At 43.1% G+C, this 20,062-nt stretch carries 13 protein-coding genes, 1 tRNA gene and 1 pseudogene; 13 read left to right on the forward strand and 2 right to left on the reverse strand.

All coding sequences use genetic code 11. The features are described from left to right. Positions 1-25 precede the first annotated feature (25 nt). Positions 26-3,250 carry a carbamoyl-phosphate synthase large subunit gene (gene carB / locus ACHUGF_RS09265; RefSeq protein WP_394130608.1) on the forward strand — a complete coding sequence of 1,075 codons (3,225 nt, stop codon included), beginning with the start codon at positions 26-28 and terminating at the stop codon, positions 3,248-3,250. A 232-nt stretch (positions 3,251-3,482) separates the two neighbouring features. Beyond that, entirely contained in the window at positions 3,483-3,959 is a 477-nt protein-coding gene (gene greA / locus ACHUGF_RS09270) for a transcription elongation factor GreA (RefSeq protein ID WP_394130609.1), read from the forward strand. Positions 3,960-4,041: 82 nt separating this feature from the next. Here greA and yhbY read toward each other — a convergent pair whose 3' ends face one another. Beyond that, positions 4,042-4,341, reverse strand: coding sequence for a ribosome assembly RNA-binding protein YhbY (yhbY, locus tag ACHUGF_RS09275; RefSeq protein ID WP_394130611.1), 300 nt, complete (start codon positions 4,339-4,341; stop codon positions 4,042-4,044). A 90-nt stretch (positions 4,342-4,431) separates the two neighbouring features. On the opposite strand from yhbY, the gene rlmE reads away from it, so the two are divergent. From rlmE to ACHUGF_RS09310, 7 genes are all read left to right on the forward strand, one after another. Continuing rightward, positions 4,432-5,061, forward strand: coding sequence for a 23S rRNA (uridine(2552)-2'-O)-methyltransferase RlmE (gene rlmE / locus ACHUGF_RS09280; RefSeq protein ID WP_394130613.1), 630 nt, complete (start codon positions 4,432-4,434; stop codon positions 5,059-5,061). A gap of 46 nt (positions 5,062-5,107) precedes the next feature. Then, positions 5,108-7,084 carry an ATP-dependent zinc metalloprotease FtsH gene (gene ftsH / locus ACHUGF_RS09285; protein ID WP_394130614.1) on the forward strand — a complete coding sequence of 659 codons (1,977 nt, stop codon included), beginning with the start codon at positions 5,108-5,110 and terminating at the stop codon, positions 7,082-7,084. 209 nt (positions 7,085-7,293) lie between these two features. Further along, a complete protein-coding gene (folP, locus tag ACHUGF_RS09290; protein WP_394130641.1) occupies positions 7,294-8,073 on the forward strand; it encodes a dihydropteroate synthase in 780 nt (259 codons plus the stop codon). Positions 8,074-8,180: 107 nt separating this feature from the next. Further along, positions 8,181-9,521 carry a phosphoglucosamine mutase gene (gene glmM / locus ACHUGF_RS09295; protein WP_394130615.1) on the forward strand — a complete coding sequence of 447 codons (1,341 nt, stop codon included), beginning with the start codon at positions 8,181-8,183 and terminating at the stop codon, positions 9,519-9,521. A 132-nt stretch (positions 9,522-9,653) separates the two neighbouring features. Next, positions 9,654-10,436: a triose-phosphate isomerase gene (gene tpiA / locus ACHUGF_RS09300; RefSeq protein WP_394130617.1), complete on the forward strand. Its 783-nt coding sequence runs from the start codon at positions 9,654-9,656 to the stop codon at positions 10,434-10,436. 1 nt (position 10,437) lies between these two features. Beyond that, a complete protein-coding gene (gene secG, locus ACHUGF_RS09305; RefSeq protein ID WP_394130618.1) occupies positions 10,438-10,770 on the forward strand; it encodes a preprotein translocase subunit SecG in 333 nt (110 codons plus the stop codon). A gap of 24 nt (positions 10,771-10,794) precedes the next feature. Beyond that, positions 10,795-10,880: transfer RNA gene (locus tag ACHUGF_RS09310), tRNA-Leu, on the forward strand. 323 nt (positions 10,881-11,203) lie between these two features. On the opposite strand, the pseudogene ACHUGF_RS09315 reads toward ACHUGF_RS09310, so the two are convergent. Continuing rightward, a pseudogene (locus ACHUGF_RS09315) lies at positions 11,204-12,304 on the reverse strand (IS3 family transposase). 380 nt (positions 12,305-12,684) lie between these two features. On the opposite strand from ACHUGF_RS09315, the gene ACHUGF_RS09320 reads away from it, so the two are divergent. The 4 genes from ACHUGF_RS09320 to ACHUGF_RS09335 form a co-directional block, all read left to right on the forward strand. Then, a complete protein-coding gene (locus ACHUGF_RS09320; RefSeq protein WP_394130620.1) occupies positions 12,685-14,364 on the forward strand; it encodes an ABC transporter transmembrane domain-containing protein in 1,680 nt (559 codons plus the stop codon). Then, entirely contained in the window at positions 14,361-16,442 is a 2,082-nt protein-coding gene (locus tag ACHUGF_RS09325; protein ID WP_394130621.1) for an ATP-binding cassette domain-containing protein, read from the forward strand. Before ACHUGF_RS09320 ends, ACHUGF_RS09325 begins: the two co-directional genes overlap by 4 nt. Continuing rightward, positions 16,435-17,760 carry an HlyD family type I secretion periplasmic adaptor subunit gene (locus ACHUGF_RS09330; protein WP_394130623.1) on the forward strand — a complete coding sequence of 442 codons (1,326 nt, stop codon included), beginning with the start codon at positions 16,435-16,437 and terminating at the stop codon, positions 17,758-17,760. Before ACHUGF_RS09325 ends, ACHUGF_RS09330 begins: the two co-directional genes overlap by 8 nt. Positions 17,761-17,768: 8 nt before the next feature. Beyond that, the coding region (locus ACHUGF_RS09335; RefSeq protein ID WP_394130624.1) for a VCBS domain-containing protein at positions 17,769-20,062 on the forward strand (2,294 nt) is incomplete at its 3' end.

The following is a 20,062-nucleotide window of genomic DNA, read 5'->3' on the forward strand; positions in this document are numbered from 1 at the left end:
AGTTACCCAGGAGAAGATTGAAGCAATGCCAAAACGTACCGATATTAAAAGTATTCTTATCCTAGGTGCTGGTCCAATTGTAATTGGCCAAGCCTGTGAGTTTGACTATTCAGGCGCACAAGCATGTAAAGCCCTACGTGAAGAAGGTTATCGAGTTATTCTAGTTAACTCTAACCCAGCAACCATTATGACTGACCCAGAAATGGCTGATGCGACTTACATCGAGCCAATCCACTGGGAAGTTGTTCGCAATATTATTGAAAAAGAACGTCCAGATGCAGTATTGCCAACAATGGGCGGCCAAACGGCACTTAACTGTGCACTTATGCTTGAAGAAAAAGGCGTATTAAAAGAGTTTGGTGTTGAAATGATTGGCGCGACAGCTGACGCGATCGACAAGGCAGAAGATCGCAGCCGCTTTGACACCGCCATGAAATCAATTGGCCTTGATTGTCCACGTGCTGGTATTGCACACAGCATGGAAGATGCTTACAAAGTATTAGACCAAGTTGGCTTCCCTTGTATTATCCGCCCATCTTTCACCATGGGTGGTAGTGGCGGTGGTATCGCATACAACAAGGAAGAGTTTGAAGAAATCTGTTCTCGTGGTTTAGACCTATCACCAACTAAAGAATTATTGATTGATGAATCATTAATTGGTTGGAAAGAGTACGAGATGGAAGTGGTTCGTGACCGCAATGATAATTGTATTATTGTGTGTGCTATCGAAAACTTTGACCCTATGGGTGTGCATACGGGTGACTCAATTACAGTTGCTCCAGCACAAACCTTAACCGACAAAGAATATCAAATCATGCGTAACGCTTCTTTAGCGGTATTGCGTGAAATTGGTGTTGAAACCGGTGGCTCAAACGTTCAGTTTGGTATTTGCCCGAACACTGGCCGTATGGTGATCATTGAGATGAACCCGCGTGTTTCGCGTTCATCTGCACTTGCATCAAAAGCAACCGGTTTCCCAATTGCTAAAATCGCTGCCAAACTGGCTGTGGGCTTCACGCTTGATGAGTTAAGCAATGATATTACAGGTGGTAAAACACCAGCATCATTTGAGCCAGCAATTGACTACGTTGTGACTAAAGTACCACGCTTTAACTTTGAAAAGTTTGCGGGATCTAACGACCGTCTAACCACTCAGATGAAATCTGTTGGTGAAGTGATGGCCATTGGCCGTACTTTCCAAGAGTCGATGCAAAAAGCATTGCGTGGATTAGAAGTGGGTCGTAACGGCTTAGATTCAATTTCAGGTGATTTAACTGCAGCGGAAACACTACAGAAAATTCGTCATGAGCTAAAAGAGCCGGGTTGTGACCGTATTTGGTACATTGCTGATGCATTCCGTGCAGGCTTATCTCGTGATGATATCTTCACATTAACTAACATTGACCACTGGTTCTTGATCCAAATTGAAGACTTGATTGCCCTCGAAGGTAAAGTGTCTGAAGTGGGTCTGTCAGGTCTAAATCAAGATTTTTTACGTCAGTTAAAGCGTAAAGGTTTCTCTGATGCACGTCTTGCTTCAGTGTTAGGCGTCAGTGAGACTGAAGTTCGTAAATTACGTCAGCGTCACGAAATTTACCCAGTTTATAAGCGTGTTGATACCTGTGCAGCGGAATTCTCAACTGATACGGCTTACATGTACTCTACTTATGAGGAAGAGTGTGAAGCAGCGCCTTCTAACCGTGACAAAATCATGGTGCTTGGTGGTGGTCCTAACCGTATTGGTCAAGGTATCGAGTTTGACTACTGTTGTGTTCATGCAGCTCTTGCACTGCGCGAAGATGGTTACGAAACTATCATGGTTAACTGTAACCCTGAAACGGTATCAACTGACTATGACACGTCTGACCGTCTGTACTTCGAGCCAGTGACGCTTGAAGACGTCTTAGAAATTGTCCGTATCGAGCAGCCTAAAGGGGTGATTGTTCACTATGGTGGTCAAACACCATTGAAACTTGCTCGTGAATTAGAAGCTGCTGGCGTACCTATTATCGGTACAAGCCCTGATGCGATTGACCGTGCAGAAGATCGTGAGCGTTTCCAGCAAGCGATTGTGCGTTTAGGTATGAAACAGCCAGAAAACGCAACAGTGACTACGGTTGAAGGTGCGGTGATTGAAGCTGAAAATATCGGTTATCCGTTAGTTGTTCGTCCATCATATGTACTGGGTGGCCGTGCGATGGAAATCGTATATGACAAGCAAGACTTACTGCGTTACTTCAATGAAGCGGTTAGCGTATCTAATTCTTCACCAGTATTACTTGACCACTTCCTAGATGATGCGATTGAAGTTGATATCGATGCTGTATGTGACGGTGAAACCGTGGTTGTTGGCGCTATCATGGAGCACATTGAGCAAGCGGGTGTTCACTCAGGTGACTCAGGTTGTTCATTACCACCTTATAGCTTAAGTGCTGATATTCAGTCACAAATGCGTATGCAAGTTGGCAAGCTAGCCTTTGAGCTGGGTGTTATTGGCTTGATGAATGTACAGTTTGCCGTGAAGAATAACGAAATCTATATGATTGAAGTTAACCCACGTGCAGCACGTACTGTGCCATTTGTGTCTAAGGCAACTGGTGTGCCACTTGCCAAGATTGCAGCACGTGTGATGGCTGGCCAAAGCTTACTAGATCAAAACTTTACCCAAGAAGTGATTCCACCATACTTCTCGGTTAAAGAAGTGGTATTGCCATTTAATAAGTTCCCAGGTGTTGACCCACTACTAGGCCCAGAAATGCGCTCAACGGGTGAAGTCATGGGCGTAGGTGAAACCTTCGCTGAAGCTTATGCTAAAGCACAGCTAGGTGCGACAGCTGAAGTGCCTAAGTCAGGTCGTGCGTTAATTTCTGTGCGTAACAGTGATAAGAAGCGCGTTGCCGAGTTAGCTGCTCAGTTAATTGAGCTTGGTTATGAAATCGATGCAACACACGGCACTGCAGTGGTATTAGGTGAAGCGGGAATTAACCCTCGCCTAGTGAATAAAGTACATGAAGGTCGTCCTCATATTCTTGACCGTATTAAGAATGATGAGTACACCTACATTATTAACACCACTGAAGGTCGTCAGGCGATTGAAGACTCACGTCAAATCCGCCGCGGCGCACTACGTTACAAGGTGAACTACACCACAACCTTGAATGCAGCATTCGCTACTTGTATGGCGCATTCAGCTGATGACCGTAGCAATGTAAACTCTGTACAAGAGTTACATAAGCGCATTACCGGCTAATCATGTCAATTTGATGAAAAAGGCCACAAATATGTGGCCTTTTTTTATTATTGTCGAGTGAAAAGCTATCAGGCTCTAGCAACTTCGGCTGAGCTTAGGTAAGCTGTCATCAATAATCATGAGCAGGACTGCGTCCCATGTGACGTGCCAGATCCTATACTCCCAACTGTATTTACTGTGTTGAATTTATTCGGCACGGGATGCTTTTGTTTTGAAAGGAGACAAAAACATTATGAATAAAGTACCTATGACAGTCGTTGGTGCTGATCAGCTACGTAAAGAGTTAGATGTACTTAAATTTGAACGTCGTCCAAAAATTACTGAAGCCATTGCTTCAGCTCGTGAGCTGGGTGATTTAAAAGAAAATGCTGAATACCATGCAGCACGTGAAGAGCAGGGGATCTGTGAAGCGCGTATTCGTGACATTGAAGGTAAGTTATCTAACGCGCAGATCATTGATGTGACCAAGATGGAAAACACGGGCCGCGTTATCTTTGGTGTGACAGTTACTATCGTCAATGTGGATACTGATGACGAAGTGACCTACCGCATCGTGGGTGATGATGAAGCTGATATTAAACAAAACTTGATTTCAGTTAACTCACCTATCGCACGTGGCTTAATTGGCAAAAATGAAGGTGATGAAGTATCGATTACCACACCCGGTGGTATGACAGACTATGAAATCTTAAAAGTGGATTACGTCTAGTTCATTTTGAGTGCCGAAACAAAAAACCACTGCATGGCAGTGGTTTTTTTGTACAACACTGTGTGTTTAACACAAAGGTGGTTTATTTAGCTCTTGGTAGAGCAATTTTCATCTCTTCTGATTGACGGAAGAGGATCAGTACATGACCGATTAGTTGCACTTTCGTAGACTGAGTCTCACGTACAATGGCGTCAACGATGGCATTTTTTAGTTCTCTGTCCGTAGAGGCAACTTTTACTTTAATCAGTTCGTGGTGATTAAGTGCGCTATCAATTTCAGCCAGTACACCTTCAGTCAATCCATTGGCACCAAGCAGTACAACTGGCTTTAAGTTATGCGCCAGTGCTTTTAAATGCTGCTTTTGTTTGGTTGTTAAGTTCATTTATACCAACTTTTTCTGAGTTACTGTTGAAAAACCGCTATTCTACCCTTATATACAGCTTATGTAACTTTAAATTGTTGCGGATTTTGAATGGCAGCTAAAAAACGTACAGCGAGTTCGGCTCGTTGGATGCAAGAACATTTTGATGATCACTATGTAAAACTGGCGCAAAAAAGAGGCTTGCGTTCGCGTGCCGCTTTTAAGCTTGAGGAGTTACAAGAAAAAGATCACCTTATCAAGCCAGCTATGACCGTAGTTGATTTAGGCGCTGCCCCAGGTGGCTGGTCACAAGTCGCGGTAAAGTTGGTTGGAGACAAAGGTAAAGTCATTGCGTGTGATATTTTACCGATGGACCCAATGGCTGGCGTAGATTTCCTGCAAGGAGATTTTCGCGAAGATAAAGTACTGGAAGCATTGCTTGAGCGTGTAGGTGAAGACAAAGTGGATGTGGTACTATCCGACATGGCGCCTAATATGAGTGGTTCAGGCGCAGTTGATCAACCAAGAGCAATGTATTTGGTTGAGTTGGCGCTTGATATGTGTCATCAAGTATTAGCGCCTAATGGCTGTTTTGCCGTTAAAGTCTTTCAGGGGGAGGGCTTTGATGAATACATGAAAGCAGTTAAGCAGGCTTTTAAAGTAGTAAAAACCCGTAAACCTGATTCTTCTAGGGCTCGCTCTAGAGAGGTTTACTTAGTGGCGACTGGTTACAAGTTGTAGTAGTCTAACGTTAACAATCTCAGGACTGTCAAGAGGTCTAGTAATTTTGAGTGACATGGCAAAAAATTTAATACTCTGGGTCGTCATCGCCGTTGTGCTGATGTCGGTATTTCAGGGTTATTCCCCCTCTTCTTCGAATTCGCAGAAGATGGATTATTCGTTATTCTTAGACAATGTGCGTAATGGCCAAATCAGTAAGGTTGAAGTAAAAAGCGACCAACGCACCATTGAGGGAACAAAACGTAATGGTGAACAGTTTGTCACCATTATGCCGATGTATGACCAAGATTTAATTAATGATCTTGATCGCAAAGGTATCTCCATGAAAGGGCAAGAAGCAGAAGAATCAAGCTTCTTAACCCAAATCTTTATTTCTTGGTTCCCAATGTTACTCCTTATCGGTGTATGGATTTTCTTCATGCGCCAAATGCAAGGTGGCGGTGGCAAAGGCGCAATGTCCTTTGGTAAAAGCAAAGCCAAGCTAATGAGTGAAGACCAAATTAAAACCACTTTTGTTGATGTCGCAGGTTGTGATGAAGCCAAAGAAGAAGTGAAAGAGTTAGTAGATTATTTACGTGATCCAACTAAATTCCAGAAGCTTGGTGGCCGCATTCCAACAGGTGTATTGATGGTGGGACCACCAGGTACAGGTAAAACCTTACTTGCAAAAGCGATTGCCGGTGAGTCAAAAGTACCGTTCTTTACCATTTCGGGTTCAGACTTTGTTGAAATGTTCGTTGGTGTGGGTGCATCACGTGTACGTGACATGTTCGAACAAGCCAAAAAGTCAGCGCCTTGTATCATCTTTATCGATGAAATCGATGCCGTCGGTCGTCAACGTGGCGCAGGTTTAGGTGGTGGACACGATGAACGTGAACAAACCCTGAACCAAATGCTAGTTGAAATGGATGGCTTTGAAGGTAACGAAGGTATCATCGTCATCGCAGCGACTAACCGTCCAGATGTTTTAGACTCAGCACTACTTCGTCCAGGTCGTTTTGACCGTCAAGTTGTGGTTGGTTTACCTGATGTTCGTGGTCGTGAGCAAATTCTTAAAGTTCATATGCGTAAAGTGCCAATTGGTGATGATGTTAAAGCCAGTGTTATTGCGCGTGGTACGCCTGGTTTCTCTGGTGCAGATTTAGCTAACCTCGTTAACGAAGCAGCACTGTTTGCCGCCCGTGGTAATCGCCGCATGGTGGGCATGGAAGAGTTTGAGCGTGCTAAAGATAAAATCATGATGGGTGCAGAGCGCCGCTCAATGGTGATGTCTGAAGACGAAAAAGAAATGACGGCTTACCATGAAGCAGGTCATGCTATCGTGGGTTGTTTAGTACCTGAGCATGACCCTGTGCATAAGGTCACGATTATTCCACGTGGACGTGCATTGGGTGTGACATTCTTCTTGCCTGAAGCTGACGCTATTAGTCAGAGCCGACGCAAGCTTGAATCTCAAATCTCAGTTGCCTATGGCGGACGTATCGCAGAAGAGTTGATTTACGGCAGTGAAAAAGTCTCTACCGGTGCTTCACAAGACATTAAGTATGCAACTTCTATTGCACGTAATATGGTTACCCAGTGGGGCTTCTCTGACAAGTTAGGTCCTTTGCTATATGCCGAAGAAGAAGGTGAAGTATTCTTAGGTCGTAGCATGGGCAAAGCTAAAGCAATGTCAGGTGACACTGCAGCGTTGATTGACTCTGAAGTGAAAGTATTCATTGATAAGAACTATGAGCGTGCGAATCAAATGCTGTCTGATAACATGGATATCCTCCATGCGATGAAAGAAGCATTGATGAAGTATGAGACCATTGACTCTAATCAAATTGACGATTTGATGAATCGCCGTGAAGTGCGTCAGCCTGCAGATTGGCAGGTAGATGATTCATCTGATGACAGCAACGGGAATAAGCCTGAAAAAGCGGTTGAGCCTGAAGCAAAGCAATCATCAGAAGATGAAATCAAACAGGAAAATACACCTGATACAAATGCAGATGATGCCGGTGAAACACCAGCTAAGTAAGCATGGTAATTAAGATGAAGAAAACCCCGAGAGGGGTTTTCTTGTTTCTGATGCGTAATTAATACAAGTTAAGTTTAAATTCGCAAACTTCTTTGTGTACGCACATATACAAATAAATGCATGTGTCAGCGTATGGATGATAGGTAGGAAAGATAGTGTTTCAATTAAAAAGTGCAGATAAACAACTGGAGTTAACATCCCCTCAAGTGATGGGAATTGTCAATGTTACGCCTGATTCATTTTCAGATGGCGGTGAGTTCTCAAGCTTTGAGCGAGCTTGCAAACATGTTGACCTTATGGTGGCTGAAGGGGCTGTGTTTATTGATGTAGGTGGTGAATCAACACGACCTGGTGCAACGCCTGTTAGCATAGAGCAGGAGCTTGAGCGCGTTATTCCTATTATCAAGCATATCGCTGAAAATCATGATGTTTGGATTTCTATCGACACCAGTAAGCCAGAGGTTATGGAGCAAGCGGTACAAGCTGGCGCAAACATGATTAATGATGTACGTGCTCTACAAGAGCCCGGTGCATTAGCAATGGCAGCAAAGCTTGCGGTGCCTGTTTGCTTAATGCATATGCAAGGCTCTCCTGAAACCATGCAAGACTCGCCTGAATATTTAGATGTAATTGATGATGTGATTCACTTTTTTGAACAACGTATTGTGGCATGTTTAGACGCGGGTATCTCACGTGACAATCTCATTTTGGACCCAGGATTTGGTTTTGGTAAAACCATTGAGCATAACTATCGTATTTTAGCATGTTTACCTCGTTTTCATGAGCTGCATTTACCGCTACTGATAGGTTTGTCGCGTAAGAGTATGATTGGTGACTTACTTGAACGAGATGTATCAAAACGATTAGCAGGTAGCCTTGCTGGAGCACTTATAGCGGCACAGCAAGGTGCACAAATTATTCGCGTTCACGATGTGCCTGAAACGGTAGATGTTTTAAAAGTGATGTCTGCTACAATGGCTAGCATGTAAAGGAACCACTAATATCTGGTTTAAATAATAAATAGACTACTCAGTGCAAACACCATCTATCAGAGAAGGGGGACGACTCTGATAGAGATGGCACTTAGGCGGAACAGTTGAAACAAAGACAGTTTTTTGGAACGGACGGGATCCGTGGCAAGGTTGGCGCAGGTAAAATGACGCCAGAACTTGCACTTAAGCTTGGTTGGGCTGCAGGACGTGTATTAGCGCGCAGTGGCACCAAAAAAGTCATTATTGGTAAAGACACACGAATTTCTGGATATCTTTTTGAATCGGCATTAGAAGCAGGTTTGTCAGCCGCAGGGCTTAACGTGTTACTGCTTGGGCCGATGCCAACGCCAGCGATTGCTTATCTAACGCGTACTTTCCGCGCAGAAGCAGGCGTAGTGATCAGTGCTTCACATAACCCCTATTATGATAATGGCATTAAGTTCTTCTCTACAGACGGCAGTAAACTAGATGATGCGTTAGAGCTTGAGATTGAAGCTGAGCTTGAAAAACCACTTGAGTGCGTTGAATCACATCTACTGGGTAAAGCTAAGCGCGTAGATGATGCTTCAGGGCGTTACATTGAATACTGTAAGGGCAACTTCCCAGCTGAACACACCTTGTCAGGCTTGAAGATCGTAGTTGACTGTGCTCATGGCGCAACATATCACATTGCGCCGAGTGTATTTGAAGAGCTTGGTGCTCACGTTATCGCTATTGGCGATAAGCCCAATGGTTTAAACATCAACGACAACGTCGGTGCCACTTCAATGGCTAAGATTTGTGAGACAGTGTTAGCTGAGAAAGCTGATCTTGGTATCGCTTTAGATGGTGATGGCGATCGAATTATGATGGTTAACCACCTTGGTGAAGTCATTGATGGTGATCAAATTCTGTATATCTTAGCTGTCGATGCCCAAAAACGAGGTGTGTTGCAAGGTGGTGTTATCGGTACCTTAATGTCTAATTTAGGTTTGGAGCTTGCCCTAAAGCAGTTGGATATTCCATTTGCGCGCTCCAATGTTGGCGATCGTTATGTCATGGAGTTATTAAAGCAGCATCAATGGCGTATTGGTGGGGAAAACTCAGGCCATATCTTAGATTTAGCCCATGGCACAACGGGAGATGGTATTGTTGCGGGCATTCTTGTGCTAGCGGCAATGTGTCGCCAGCAAGCCACATTAGAACAGCTTGTAGCACCTATGACCATGCTCCCTCAAGTGTTGGTGAATGTCCGTTTTGAAGGTACTTCTAATCCATTGGAGTCTGAGCAGGTAAAACAGGCTCAAATAGATGTTGAGCAAGCACTTGGCGAAAGAGGCCGTGTGTTACTGCGTAAATCGGGCACCGAACCTTTGATCAGAGTCATGGTTGAGGGGGATGAACATGCTGAAGTTTTACACCATGCAAATGTAATTGCTGACGCTGTTAAATCAGTTTGTGCTTAATCAAATTAGGATAAGTGTCGCTACGTTTAAAAAATAGACATTTCGACAACTTATCTTAATTATTCCGGCTTTATCTATTGTAAGTTTACTAGTGGTTCGCTATTATTCACGCCGCTTTCAGAGGAGACAGTGATGGCATTAAGACGTCCTATGGTCGCAGGAAACTGGAAAATGAATGGCAATGCGCCTCTTGCGCAAGAGCTATTTACCAAGTTTGCCGCAAAACTCCAAAATGATTCAGCTGAAGTGGTTCTATGCCCACCTTCAATTTACCTTGAAAGTGTTAGGCAACTACTTGAGCAAAATAAGCAAACCTTAGACGGTGCGCTTGTTAGAATGGGTGCCCAGAATTTAAGTCAGCATGACTTTGGTGCCTATACTGGTGAAATTTCAGGTCAAATGTTAAAGGACGCTGGCTGTCGATATGTCATTATCGGCCACTCAGAACGTCGTCGTATGTATGGCGAAACCAGTAATATCGTAGCTGAGAAATTTGCAGCTGCACAGAAACATGGTTTGACTCCGATACTATGTGTTGGTGAGTCTGGCCCAGCTCGTGAAGCAAGACGCACATTTGAAGTGATTGCTGAAGAGCTAGATGTAGTTATTGAAAAAAACGGTACCATGGCTTTTGATAACGCAATTATCGCCTACGAACCTTTATGGGCAGTAGGAACAGGTAAGAGCGCTACACCAGAGCAGGCTCAAGAAGTACATGCGTTTATTCGCAGCCGCCTCTCTGAAGTGTCTCCATTTATTGGAGAGAACATTAGAATTCTATACGGTGGCAGTGTGACACCGAATAATGCGGCAGATATTTTTGCCCAACCTGATGTTGATGGTGGACTGATAGGCGGTGCTAGCTTAAACTCTACCGAGTTTTTAAGTTTATGTACCATAGCAATGAGCGCGTAATATGTACGAAGTTCTTATAGTAATTTATTTATTGGTAGCAATTGGTCTTGTAGGACTGATTCTTATCCAACAAGGAAAGGGAGCCGACATGGGCTCGTCTTTCGGAGCCGGTGCGTCTGGTACGCTATTTGGCTCAAGCGGTTCAGGTAACTTCCTGACTCGTAGCACAGCAATCTTAGCTGTTGGTTTCTTCGCGTTAAGTTTGACACTAGGTAACCTTAGTGCCAACCATGAGACAGAAGACAAGCAGTGGAATGACCTAGGTTCAGCAGCAGAGCAAATTGAACAAGCACCTGCAGCTAGCACTCAGTCAGAATCAGAAATCCCTGATTAATCGCTGTAATACAATTTAGTAAATGCGGATGTGGCGGAATTGGTAGACGCGCCATCTTGAGGGGGTGGTGAGCTATGCTCGTGTGGGTTCAAGTCCCACCATCCGCACCACTAAATTGGTTGAAAAGATTTGAAAGGCTCGTTTCTTCATGAAACGAGCCTTTTTTGTTTGGTTGTTAATTTGGTTGTTAATTTGGTTGTACGTAGTGAATTACATCTCAGTAAGTTTTCGTGTTAATTAAATTTAAGCTAAATGAGTATGAGGTACCTCATGAAGTACACGTTAAATTGGATACGCTTTTATTGATGGAAGGTATGAAAACTTCATTGAACTGTTTGATCAATTCTACTTGTCTAGCTCTCTTCTGAATTAAATTAGTTTCGGCAAACAAGAGAGTTTACATTGCTTAAATTGTAACCATCCCTTATATCGGTCATATTTTAAGAGAGTTTTCTTTTTTTAGCCGCTCATATAATTTGGGCGGTAGATCATTCAGTGATTCATGTGGTCGATCATAGTTATATTCTTCAAGCCAACTATCTGTGATTTCTCTTACTTCAGTCAAGCTGTTGAACAAATAACAATCTAATACTTCATTTTTGTAAGTACGGTTAAATCGTTCAATATATGCATTTTGTGTTGGTTTCCCGGGTTTAATAAAGTCTAACTTGATGCCATGTTCGTCTGCCTAAATCTCAAGTGCATGTGAGATAAATTCTGGTCCATTATCTTGTCTTAATCGTTTTGGATATCCCCTGTAGGCTGCAATTCGGTCCAATACTCGAATGACTCGCAGTGCTGGTAAGCTAGAGTCTACTTCGATAGCTAACGCTTCACGATGGTAGTCATCAATAATATTAAATGTTCTAAATGACTTACCCAAAACAAGTTGTCGCTCATAAAATCCATCGACCAACATTCGTTAGCTTTTGCCGGAACAGCCAGTGGCTCAGGCTCACGAGTGGGTACGCGCTTATTGCCTTTACGGCGTAAATTAAGCTTCAAACCACAATAGATGCGGTATACGCGTTTATGGTTCCATTTATGGCCTAAGAGTCGTAGCCGTTTAAAAATCTTCCAAAAACCATAAGCCCTGTGACTCTCAGCCATATTTGATACGGCCTCAATGATATCTCTATCATCGATACGCTTGCGTTGATAATAAAATGTACAAAGACTGATACGTAATGCATCACAAGCCAACACAACACCTAAACCAAATTCGTGAATGGCATAGTAGGCTAATACCTTTCGTTCTGCTGGCTTTACAGCTTTTTTCAACAATATCTTTGAGTGCCATGTTCTGCAAGCTGACATCCGCGAACATTTTTTTAAGTTTAGCGTTCTCGGCTTCGAGTTCACGCATACGAGTTAAATCAGAAACCTGCATCCCGTCGTATTTAGATTTCCATTTGTAATCGGTACTTTGGCCTACATTATGTTTACGGCAAAGCTCTGGGACTGTGAGCGCGCCAGACTCGCCTTCTTTGAGGATATTGATGATTTGGCTTTCAGTAAAACGTGTCTTCTTCATGTGATTCTCCATTTGCTTTAGTGTAAATGGAAAACTCTATTTAAAACATTCTGATTTTATGGGGGGGGGACAGGTGTGCAAATGCTTATCTAAGTCTCTTTTTAAGCAGTTAGCCATTTTATTGTTATCAAGTGTATGGATTTTGAGGGTTTTTGGTCAATGCTCTTTTCCTTCTTTTTTATATATATGTAGTATTCCAGTTGGTTGAAAAGTGTAATTGATACTAAAGTGTTAATGGAGAACCTTGTTAGTTTTAAGTGAATCTGCTAGTTGTAAGTGCTGCACCTAGTTGAATTTACAGCTTTTGATTTAGATTAATCATTAGACATAAAGTGAGTAGGTGGCAACCTTGCCATGAACGCAGAAAAGGAATTTTTCACATGCAGGAAAACTTTAAGCTTTTTTCTAAAAATAAGGCATTCCCTGAGCTGTTTCTTTCTTCGACTTTTATTAACTTATTGTCGCTCGCTTTGCCCTTCACCATGCTACAAATTTATGATCGTATTTTGCCTAATCAAGGTTACGGAACCGCAACTATATTAGTATCTGGTGTTGCGATAGCTATTTTACTCGAATTATTACTGAGGTATGGCCGTAGCTGGATTCTTGCAGCATCTGCAGCCAACTTTGAGTTATCAACGACATCAGATGTTGTTGATAAGTTAATGAAAGCTAATTATCGCCACGTTGAGAGCATGGGGACAGGTCGTATCGCCAATGGGTTATCTAGTATTTCAAGTATGCGAGAACTTTACTCAGGACAAGCAATTGTTGCTTTGATGGATTTCCCTTTCGTACTAATTTTCCTTGCACTGGTGGCTTATATAGGCGGCCCTTTAGTCTTTATTCCAATCGCTGTATGGGTTGTTGTAGGTGCATTAGTTTATTACATAGGTAAGCAATTGGCCTCTGCTACCCATGATTTAGCCCTGTCAGATGCAGAGCGAACTCGCATGCTAATTTTAGTGCTGTCAGGTTTAACAACTGCTAAAGCATTATCACTTGAAGACCGACTGTCTGGTATTTATAACAATATCAATTATCAACGATTGGATAATCAACAAAGAGTAGACTGGCTTTCAGCCAAACTCCAAGAGGTCATTCAAGGTGCATCTCAGGGAACCACCCTGATACTTGTAATGTTGGGTTGTCTTGAGGTTTTAAATGGCTCTCTCACAACTGGTGGGCTTGCTGCTTGTTCGATTTTAGCTGGTAGAGCTATCGCGCCATTAAGTGCCATCATTAGTTTACGATCAAGGCTTGTCAGTGCTCAAACGGCTATGTCGCATGTTAATGATTTAACGGAAGTCCCTGCAGAGCCTTTCAAAGCTGAAATCCTCTATCATCAAAAGCTACCTTTTGGCCCAATTCAATTTAGCGCCGTTTGTAGTCAGAACCTTGGAACTGTAATAGATAATTTTTCCGCAAAGATTGAACCCAATACCTTGGTAAATCTTCAATCTAACCCCTTGAGTCATGCAAGCCATATTTTAAGCATGATTGCTGGGTTTCAGCAGATAGCATCAGGCACTATCACCATTTGTGAGACGCCTATCTACCAACATAGCGCAACAGAGTTTAGGCAATCAGTTACTTATGTTGCGCCCTGGCCGACATTGTTTGCGGGGAGCTTATTAGAGAATATGACTATGTTTCGGGCTGAATATGAACCTCAGGCTATGGCTGTCGCAGATAGTCTAGGGTTAACTAACGCTATTGCTCAACTACCCAATGGCTACAAAACCCTCGTCGCAGATAGTGATAGCCAAATGCTCAATAAAGGGGCAATAAAACTGATTGCCATAGTACGAGCCGTGGTTCAGCAACCTTCAATATTGCTATTAGATGAGCCTATGATTTCGTTAGACGCCGATGCACAAAGTCGCCTGATTTCCCTGCTCAATGAGCTAAAGCAGAACATGACGATAGTAACCGCATCACATTATGCTGAACTCAGTCAAATAAGTGATCAAAGCATTGATATCGTTGGCCACATAGAGGCGTCTACTGAACAAAAGCTTTCCCAAGCTGCAAGCCATGCTAAGGAGAGTTGCTCATGAACCAGGGAACATTGGAATTTAAACCACTGCTCATTACTCTATTCAAGCAGTTAGGGTTATATACTCAAGCCAGTAATATTGCTAGTGATACTAGCGACAATGACTTGAACACCCTTGAGGTCTCTCGATTACTTAAAAAGCACCAAATTAACTTTTCAGTGGTTCAGCCATCAGCTAAACACCTCCATTTAGCGATTCATCCATTTCTTGTGGTACCTGAAAATGAAGCTGGATTTATTGTTAGGCGCCAAGGCGATGTTTTTGAAAAACTGCATAATGACAACACATGGCAACGGATTGATTTGAGTCTGCAGGATGATCAAACACATGTTTTTCTAATTGAGTCACTGCCAAACAGTAAGCAAAATGTACAGGCTTTTGCCGCGCAAATGAGTAAACGGACAAAATGGTACCGACCTGTATTTTGGCTCAGTTTACTATCAAGTATCACTGCTCTAGCCGTGCCATTATTTACCATGGCTGTGTATGACCGGGTTATTGGTGGTCAAACGTCTTCAATTTTACCTAGCATTGCATTAGGCAGTGCATTGGCCATTGCTGTTTTGATTAGTACACGTCTAGTGCGGGCACAAATATTGGCAACTACCAGCAACCGCTTCGCCAGAGACTTATCTGAAATAACCTTTTATCGTTTGCTTCATATGCCGCTAATGGTGCTATCTCGAGTCGGAATGTCAAACCATATTGCACGAATGCGAAATGCTGAAAAAGTCAGAATGTTGCTGTCAGGTCCAGGTGGTGGTGGCCTAGTGGATTTGCCATTCACGCTAATCGCCTTACTCGCCATAATGTTTTTAAGTGGTTGGTTAGTCTTAATTCCTCTTGGTATGTTGCTGCTCTATTACCTTGTGATGAAGCTATTAACTCGTTATGTACAGGCAGCCTCTCCGACAATCAGTGGCGAATATCAAAATGCCATGAGTGAGTTATCTAAAAACTTACTGCAATTGAAGGCCGCTGGTGATACCGAAGGCTGGCAAACAAAGTTTATTCGCCAAGCAAGAGAAAACAGTCGACAGAATTTTTTATACGCTAAACGCAATGGCTTAAATGCAGCGGTTGCTCATTCACTTAGTCTTTTTACCGCATTAATTACTGTATTTACGGGCATATTTTTAGTGTTAGATCAGAGTATCTCTCCGGGGGCACTAATTGCCTGCGTGATGATGATTTGGCGTATTACTGGTCCTGCTCAATTAGCATTTTCCTCTAAACAAAAATTCACCATGATGGATATTGCGGTCAAACAGTTTGATAGGTTCATGCAGGCCAATACCGAGCAGTCAGAACTTAGGTTGGATACACCAGATAATAGTAAGCCACCAGCAGTTGCTTTTCAGCATGTCACGCTTCGATACAGCGCAGAAGGTGAACCTGCACTAGCAGGGGTAAATGTAGAGATTGAACCAGGTGAATTAGTGGCCATTATTGGACCAAATGCTTGTGGTAAATCAACTTTATTACTCAGTGCTTTAGGCGTTTTAGATGCACAAGCAGGCTTTGTGACCATCAACGGTAAAAATTTGAAACAATATGATACTGCCATTTTTAGGCAGTGGGCTGGTTATAGCCCTTCGCAACCTGATATTTTCCCAGGTACCTTGGCCGAAAATATTCGTATTGCTAAGCCTAACGCTACAGATCAGGAAATCATTCAGGCTCTAGTTGCCGCTGGAGGACAAAGCTTTTTTAACAGCATCAATAATGATTTATCTGTAGACCTTTTGGGCGAAAATAACGCCATGCTTTCAGCCATTGAAGGTAGCTATATTAATCTCGCTAGGGCCTTAGTGAAACAATCTCCATTACTGCTGCTTGATGAGCCATTACCACATCGAAACCCAACCTCTAAAGCCACATTAATTAATACGCTAATAAACCTAAAAGGACATTCAACCGTATTATTTACTAGCCACGATCAAGACTTAATTCAGCAAGCAGATAAAGTCATCATTTTAGATAAAGGAGCAGTAGTTTACGCGGGCCCTATTCCAGACAAAAAGCCCCAAGAACAGCCTGCACCAAGTGCCGCACAGGAGTCTTCAGTCAATGGATAATCGTCAATTAGCTAACAGAATATGGCCTAAGCATGAGTTTGCTGAAGCGATTGAAGCACCGGCAGAACGAAAAATGATCCGTAATGTGATCTTGATTATTGCAGGGTCTATTTTATGTATGCTTATTTGGTCGATTTTTACTGATGTTGAAGAAATATCAAAGTCTAAAGGGCAAGTTGTACCATTAGGTCATCGACAAGTGATCCAAAGCCGCGCCGGTGGCACCATTGATTCAGTCGTTGTTGAAGAAGGTGATGTCGTAAAAAAAGGCGATATTTTAGCAAGTTTTGTCTCCATTGATAGCTTATCAGCAGAAGAAGAACTCACCAGTAAACGTGCCAATTTAATCATGCGAATTGAGCGTTATGATGCATTCATTGAACATCGTGAAGCTGATTTTAGCGATTTTGACGTTGAATATCCTCAACTAGTCAGGTTGCATAAGGCGTCATTAAAGCGGATGAATGACGAACGTGCGGCCATGGAGCAATTGTCTGAATCGGATATTGATAAGACTCAAGCAGAGCTTGACGGCCTAAAAGCAGAAATACCGCCATTAAGCGATCAAATACAAACCGCTAAGCAAACTTTAGAAATGATGCTGTCTGTCACTGAAGAGCAGGCGGTATCTAAACTGCGAATTTTAGAGTCACAACAAAAGTTGGACTCTTACGTGCGTGAGCTTAAGTCAATGGAAAGTAAGCAACAAGTGCTTTCCAAAAATCTCGTTAATTTAGAACGTCAATTAAAGCAGAAACAAGCCTCACTGTTTAAAGATGTCGGAGAAAAACGAACTGATACTCAAGCAGAATTATTGGGTGTGATTGCAAGGCTTAAATCTTCCGATTCTTTGGTGTCTCAAAATACTGTTACCGCTCCTGTTGACGGTATTATTCAATCTATTCCTACTAGTTCAACTGGTAGCGTGATTCAGCCTGGTGGCACTGTTGCAGTGATTGTTCCTATGACTAAAACAGGGCTAATGGAAATTAAGCTCTCACCAAGAGATATTGGCTTTGTACGAGTGGGTCAGGCTGCCCGAATTAAAATTGATGCCTTTGATTACAGTCGCTACGGCGCATTAGACGGCATCGTCAAGCGCATCTCTCCCAGCACAGATTCAGATGAAAAAGGCGGCGTTTTTTACAAAGTGCAATTATCCATCGAAAAACCCTACTTTTTAGATACGCCTGGTCAATTTGAACTAATTCCTGGCATGACAGGAGAAGCAGACATAGTGACTGGGGATAAAAGTGTTTTCCAATATTTGTGGAAACCCGTGTTTACTAATATTAATGAAGCATTTGGTGAGAGGTAGAGGCTAGTATGACGGAAGACAATCAAGGCAAGACTCCACCAAATAGTGAGCAAAAAACGGATACCAACCAGGTCAATAAGCCCAACACGGACATGCAAATTGAACAAGCTAAGCGAGATAAAAAAGCAAAGGCTGCGGCCAGTAAAAATGTCGCTGAAGCCAAAAAGCTGACAGCAAAAGAAGCTCGAGATACCGCCCAAACAACTGTAGGTATTAATCAGGATCTTGTTGCAGATAAATCGGTTAGTTCTACACTGGCACATAGGGAAATAAAACCAAACTTACCATCTGATCAAATTCCACAGACTAAGAGTGATGAGTCGCAAATAACCAACCAGAAAAGCGAAGAAGCAGAGACTAACACTGGCACTCGCCAAATAGCATCGGCAGAGCATTCAAATGACGCGTTAAAGGAACCTCAAGTAGCACCTGAAAGTAAATTAATCAAAGAGGCAGGTTCAACCGAAACAACAAGAATTGGCAATACTGAGCCGTTTAAAGCGGGCAATACTGCAACAGAAGATATCAGTCAAATTCAAGTAGCCCAAGCTAATACTAATCAGAAAAATTATCAGCAGCCAGACCAAGATACGACAACCCCAAATTCTGCATCCTACGCCCATGTCACTCAGCCAACACCACTCAATCCAGGCGCACAAACTCCAGGTACCCATGGCCAACCACCAATTACTGTCACTCATGAAAAGTCGCTCACGGTAGATGGTCCACAGCAAACTCAACAAGTCAAAGAAGACGGTGCAACAGATAGTGTTCAAGGTAAGTTGATTGCTCACGGTGATACTAGTCAGACAGTGATTTGGTCATCAGCAAAAAGCCAAGGTCAATTTGGCAGTTTGCAAATCAATGCTGCTACTGGGCAATGGCAATACCATCTCGATAACACCTCAGTTAATACCAACTCATTGAGTGAGGGGGAAAAGCATACTGAGCAATTTGTTATTACTGCTACAGACAATGAGGGCAATCACGTCGATAGTCTGGTAATTATTAATGTAGAAGGAACTAATGATCTTCCAACAGTATCCGGAAGTCATCACGGCTCGCTCACTGAGCAAGGGACCGTTGACTCTGTTGTAGGTCAACTGGTGGCAACTGATGTTGACCATAATGACAATGCAAACTGGTCGATTTTAAATGGGCAAGGTAATTTCGGACAGTTGACGATTAATCCAAATACTGGGCAATGGCAATATCACTTAGATAATCAGTCTGCCAATACACGAGCTCTCAATCAAGGTGATAAAGCAACTGAGCAATTTATTGTCAATGTCACAGACAGTTCAGGTCAATCAGTTAGTCAGCAAGTCACTATTGATATCCAAGGGAAGAATAATTTAGCCAGAATATCAGGATCTTATGCTGGTTTGTTAAGTGAGGATAAAGATGTTCACGACGGCCAGCTTCGCGTGGATGGGGTGCTAAGCGTCACTGATGTTGATAACGGCCAAGCACAGTTCACAGCCGAAAGTCTGCAAGGCCAATTCGGCACACTCTCCATTAATGATTTGGGTCACTGGACTTACACAGCGGATAATGCTCAAGCTGCAATTCAAGGGCTGAAAACCGGTGAGTCGCTGACCGATACCTTGCTAGTGCATTCGGTGGATGGTACTGAGCAGAAAATTACTGTCACCATCAACGGTACTGATGATAAGGCGGTAATTGGCGGAACTAGCACTGCAAACCTCACCGAAGATAAAGATGTTCATCAAGGGGGGCTTCGAGCAGATGGCAATTTAAGCATCACCGATCCCGACAACGGGCAAGCCCAGTTCACTGCTGAAAGCCTAAAAGGCCAATTCGGCACGCTCTCCATTAATGATTTGGGTCATTGGATCTACACAGCTGACAATTCACAAACGGTGATTCAAGGCCTGAAAACGGGCGAGTCGCTGACCGATACCTTGCTAGTGCATTCGGTGGATGGTACTGAGCAGAAAATTACTGTCACCATCAACGGCGCTGGTGATAAGGCGGTGATTGGCGGAACTAGCACTGCAAACCTCACCGAAGATAAAGATGTTCATCAAGTGGGGCTTCGAGCAGATGGCAATTTAAGCATCACCGATCCCGACAACGGCCAAGCCCAGTTCACTGCTGAAAGCCTGCAAGGCCAATTCGGCACGCTCTCCATTAATGATTTGGGTCATTGGATCTACACCGCTGATAATTCACAAGCGGTGATTCAAGGCCTGAAAACCAGTGAGTCACTCACCGACACCCTGCTGGTGCACTCTGTTGATGGCACTGAGCAGAAAATTACTGTCACCATCAACGGTAC

Origin of the sequence: Shewanella maritima, assembly GCF_043643735.1 — a bacterium.
Taxonomy (GTDB): domain Bacteria; phylum Pseudomonadota; class Gammaproteobacteria; order Enterobacterales; family Shewanellaceae; genus Shewanella; species Shewanella maritima_A.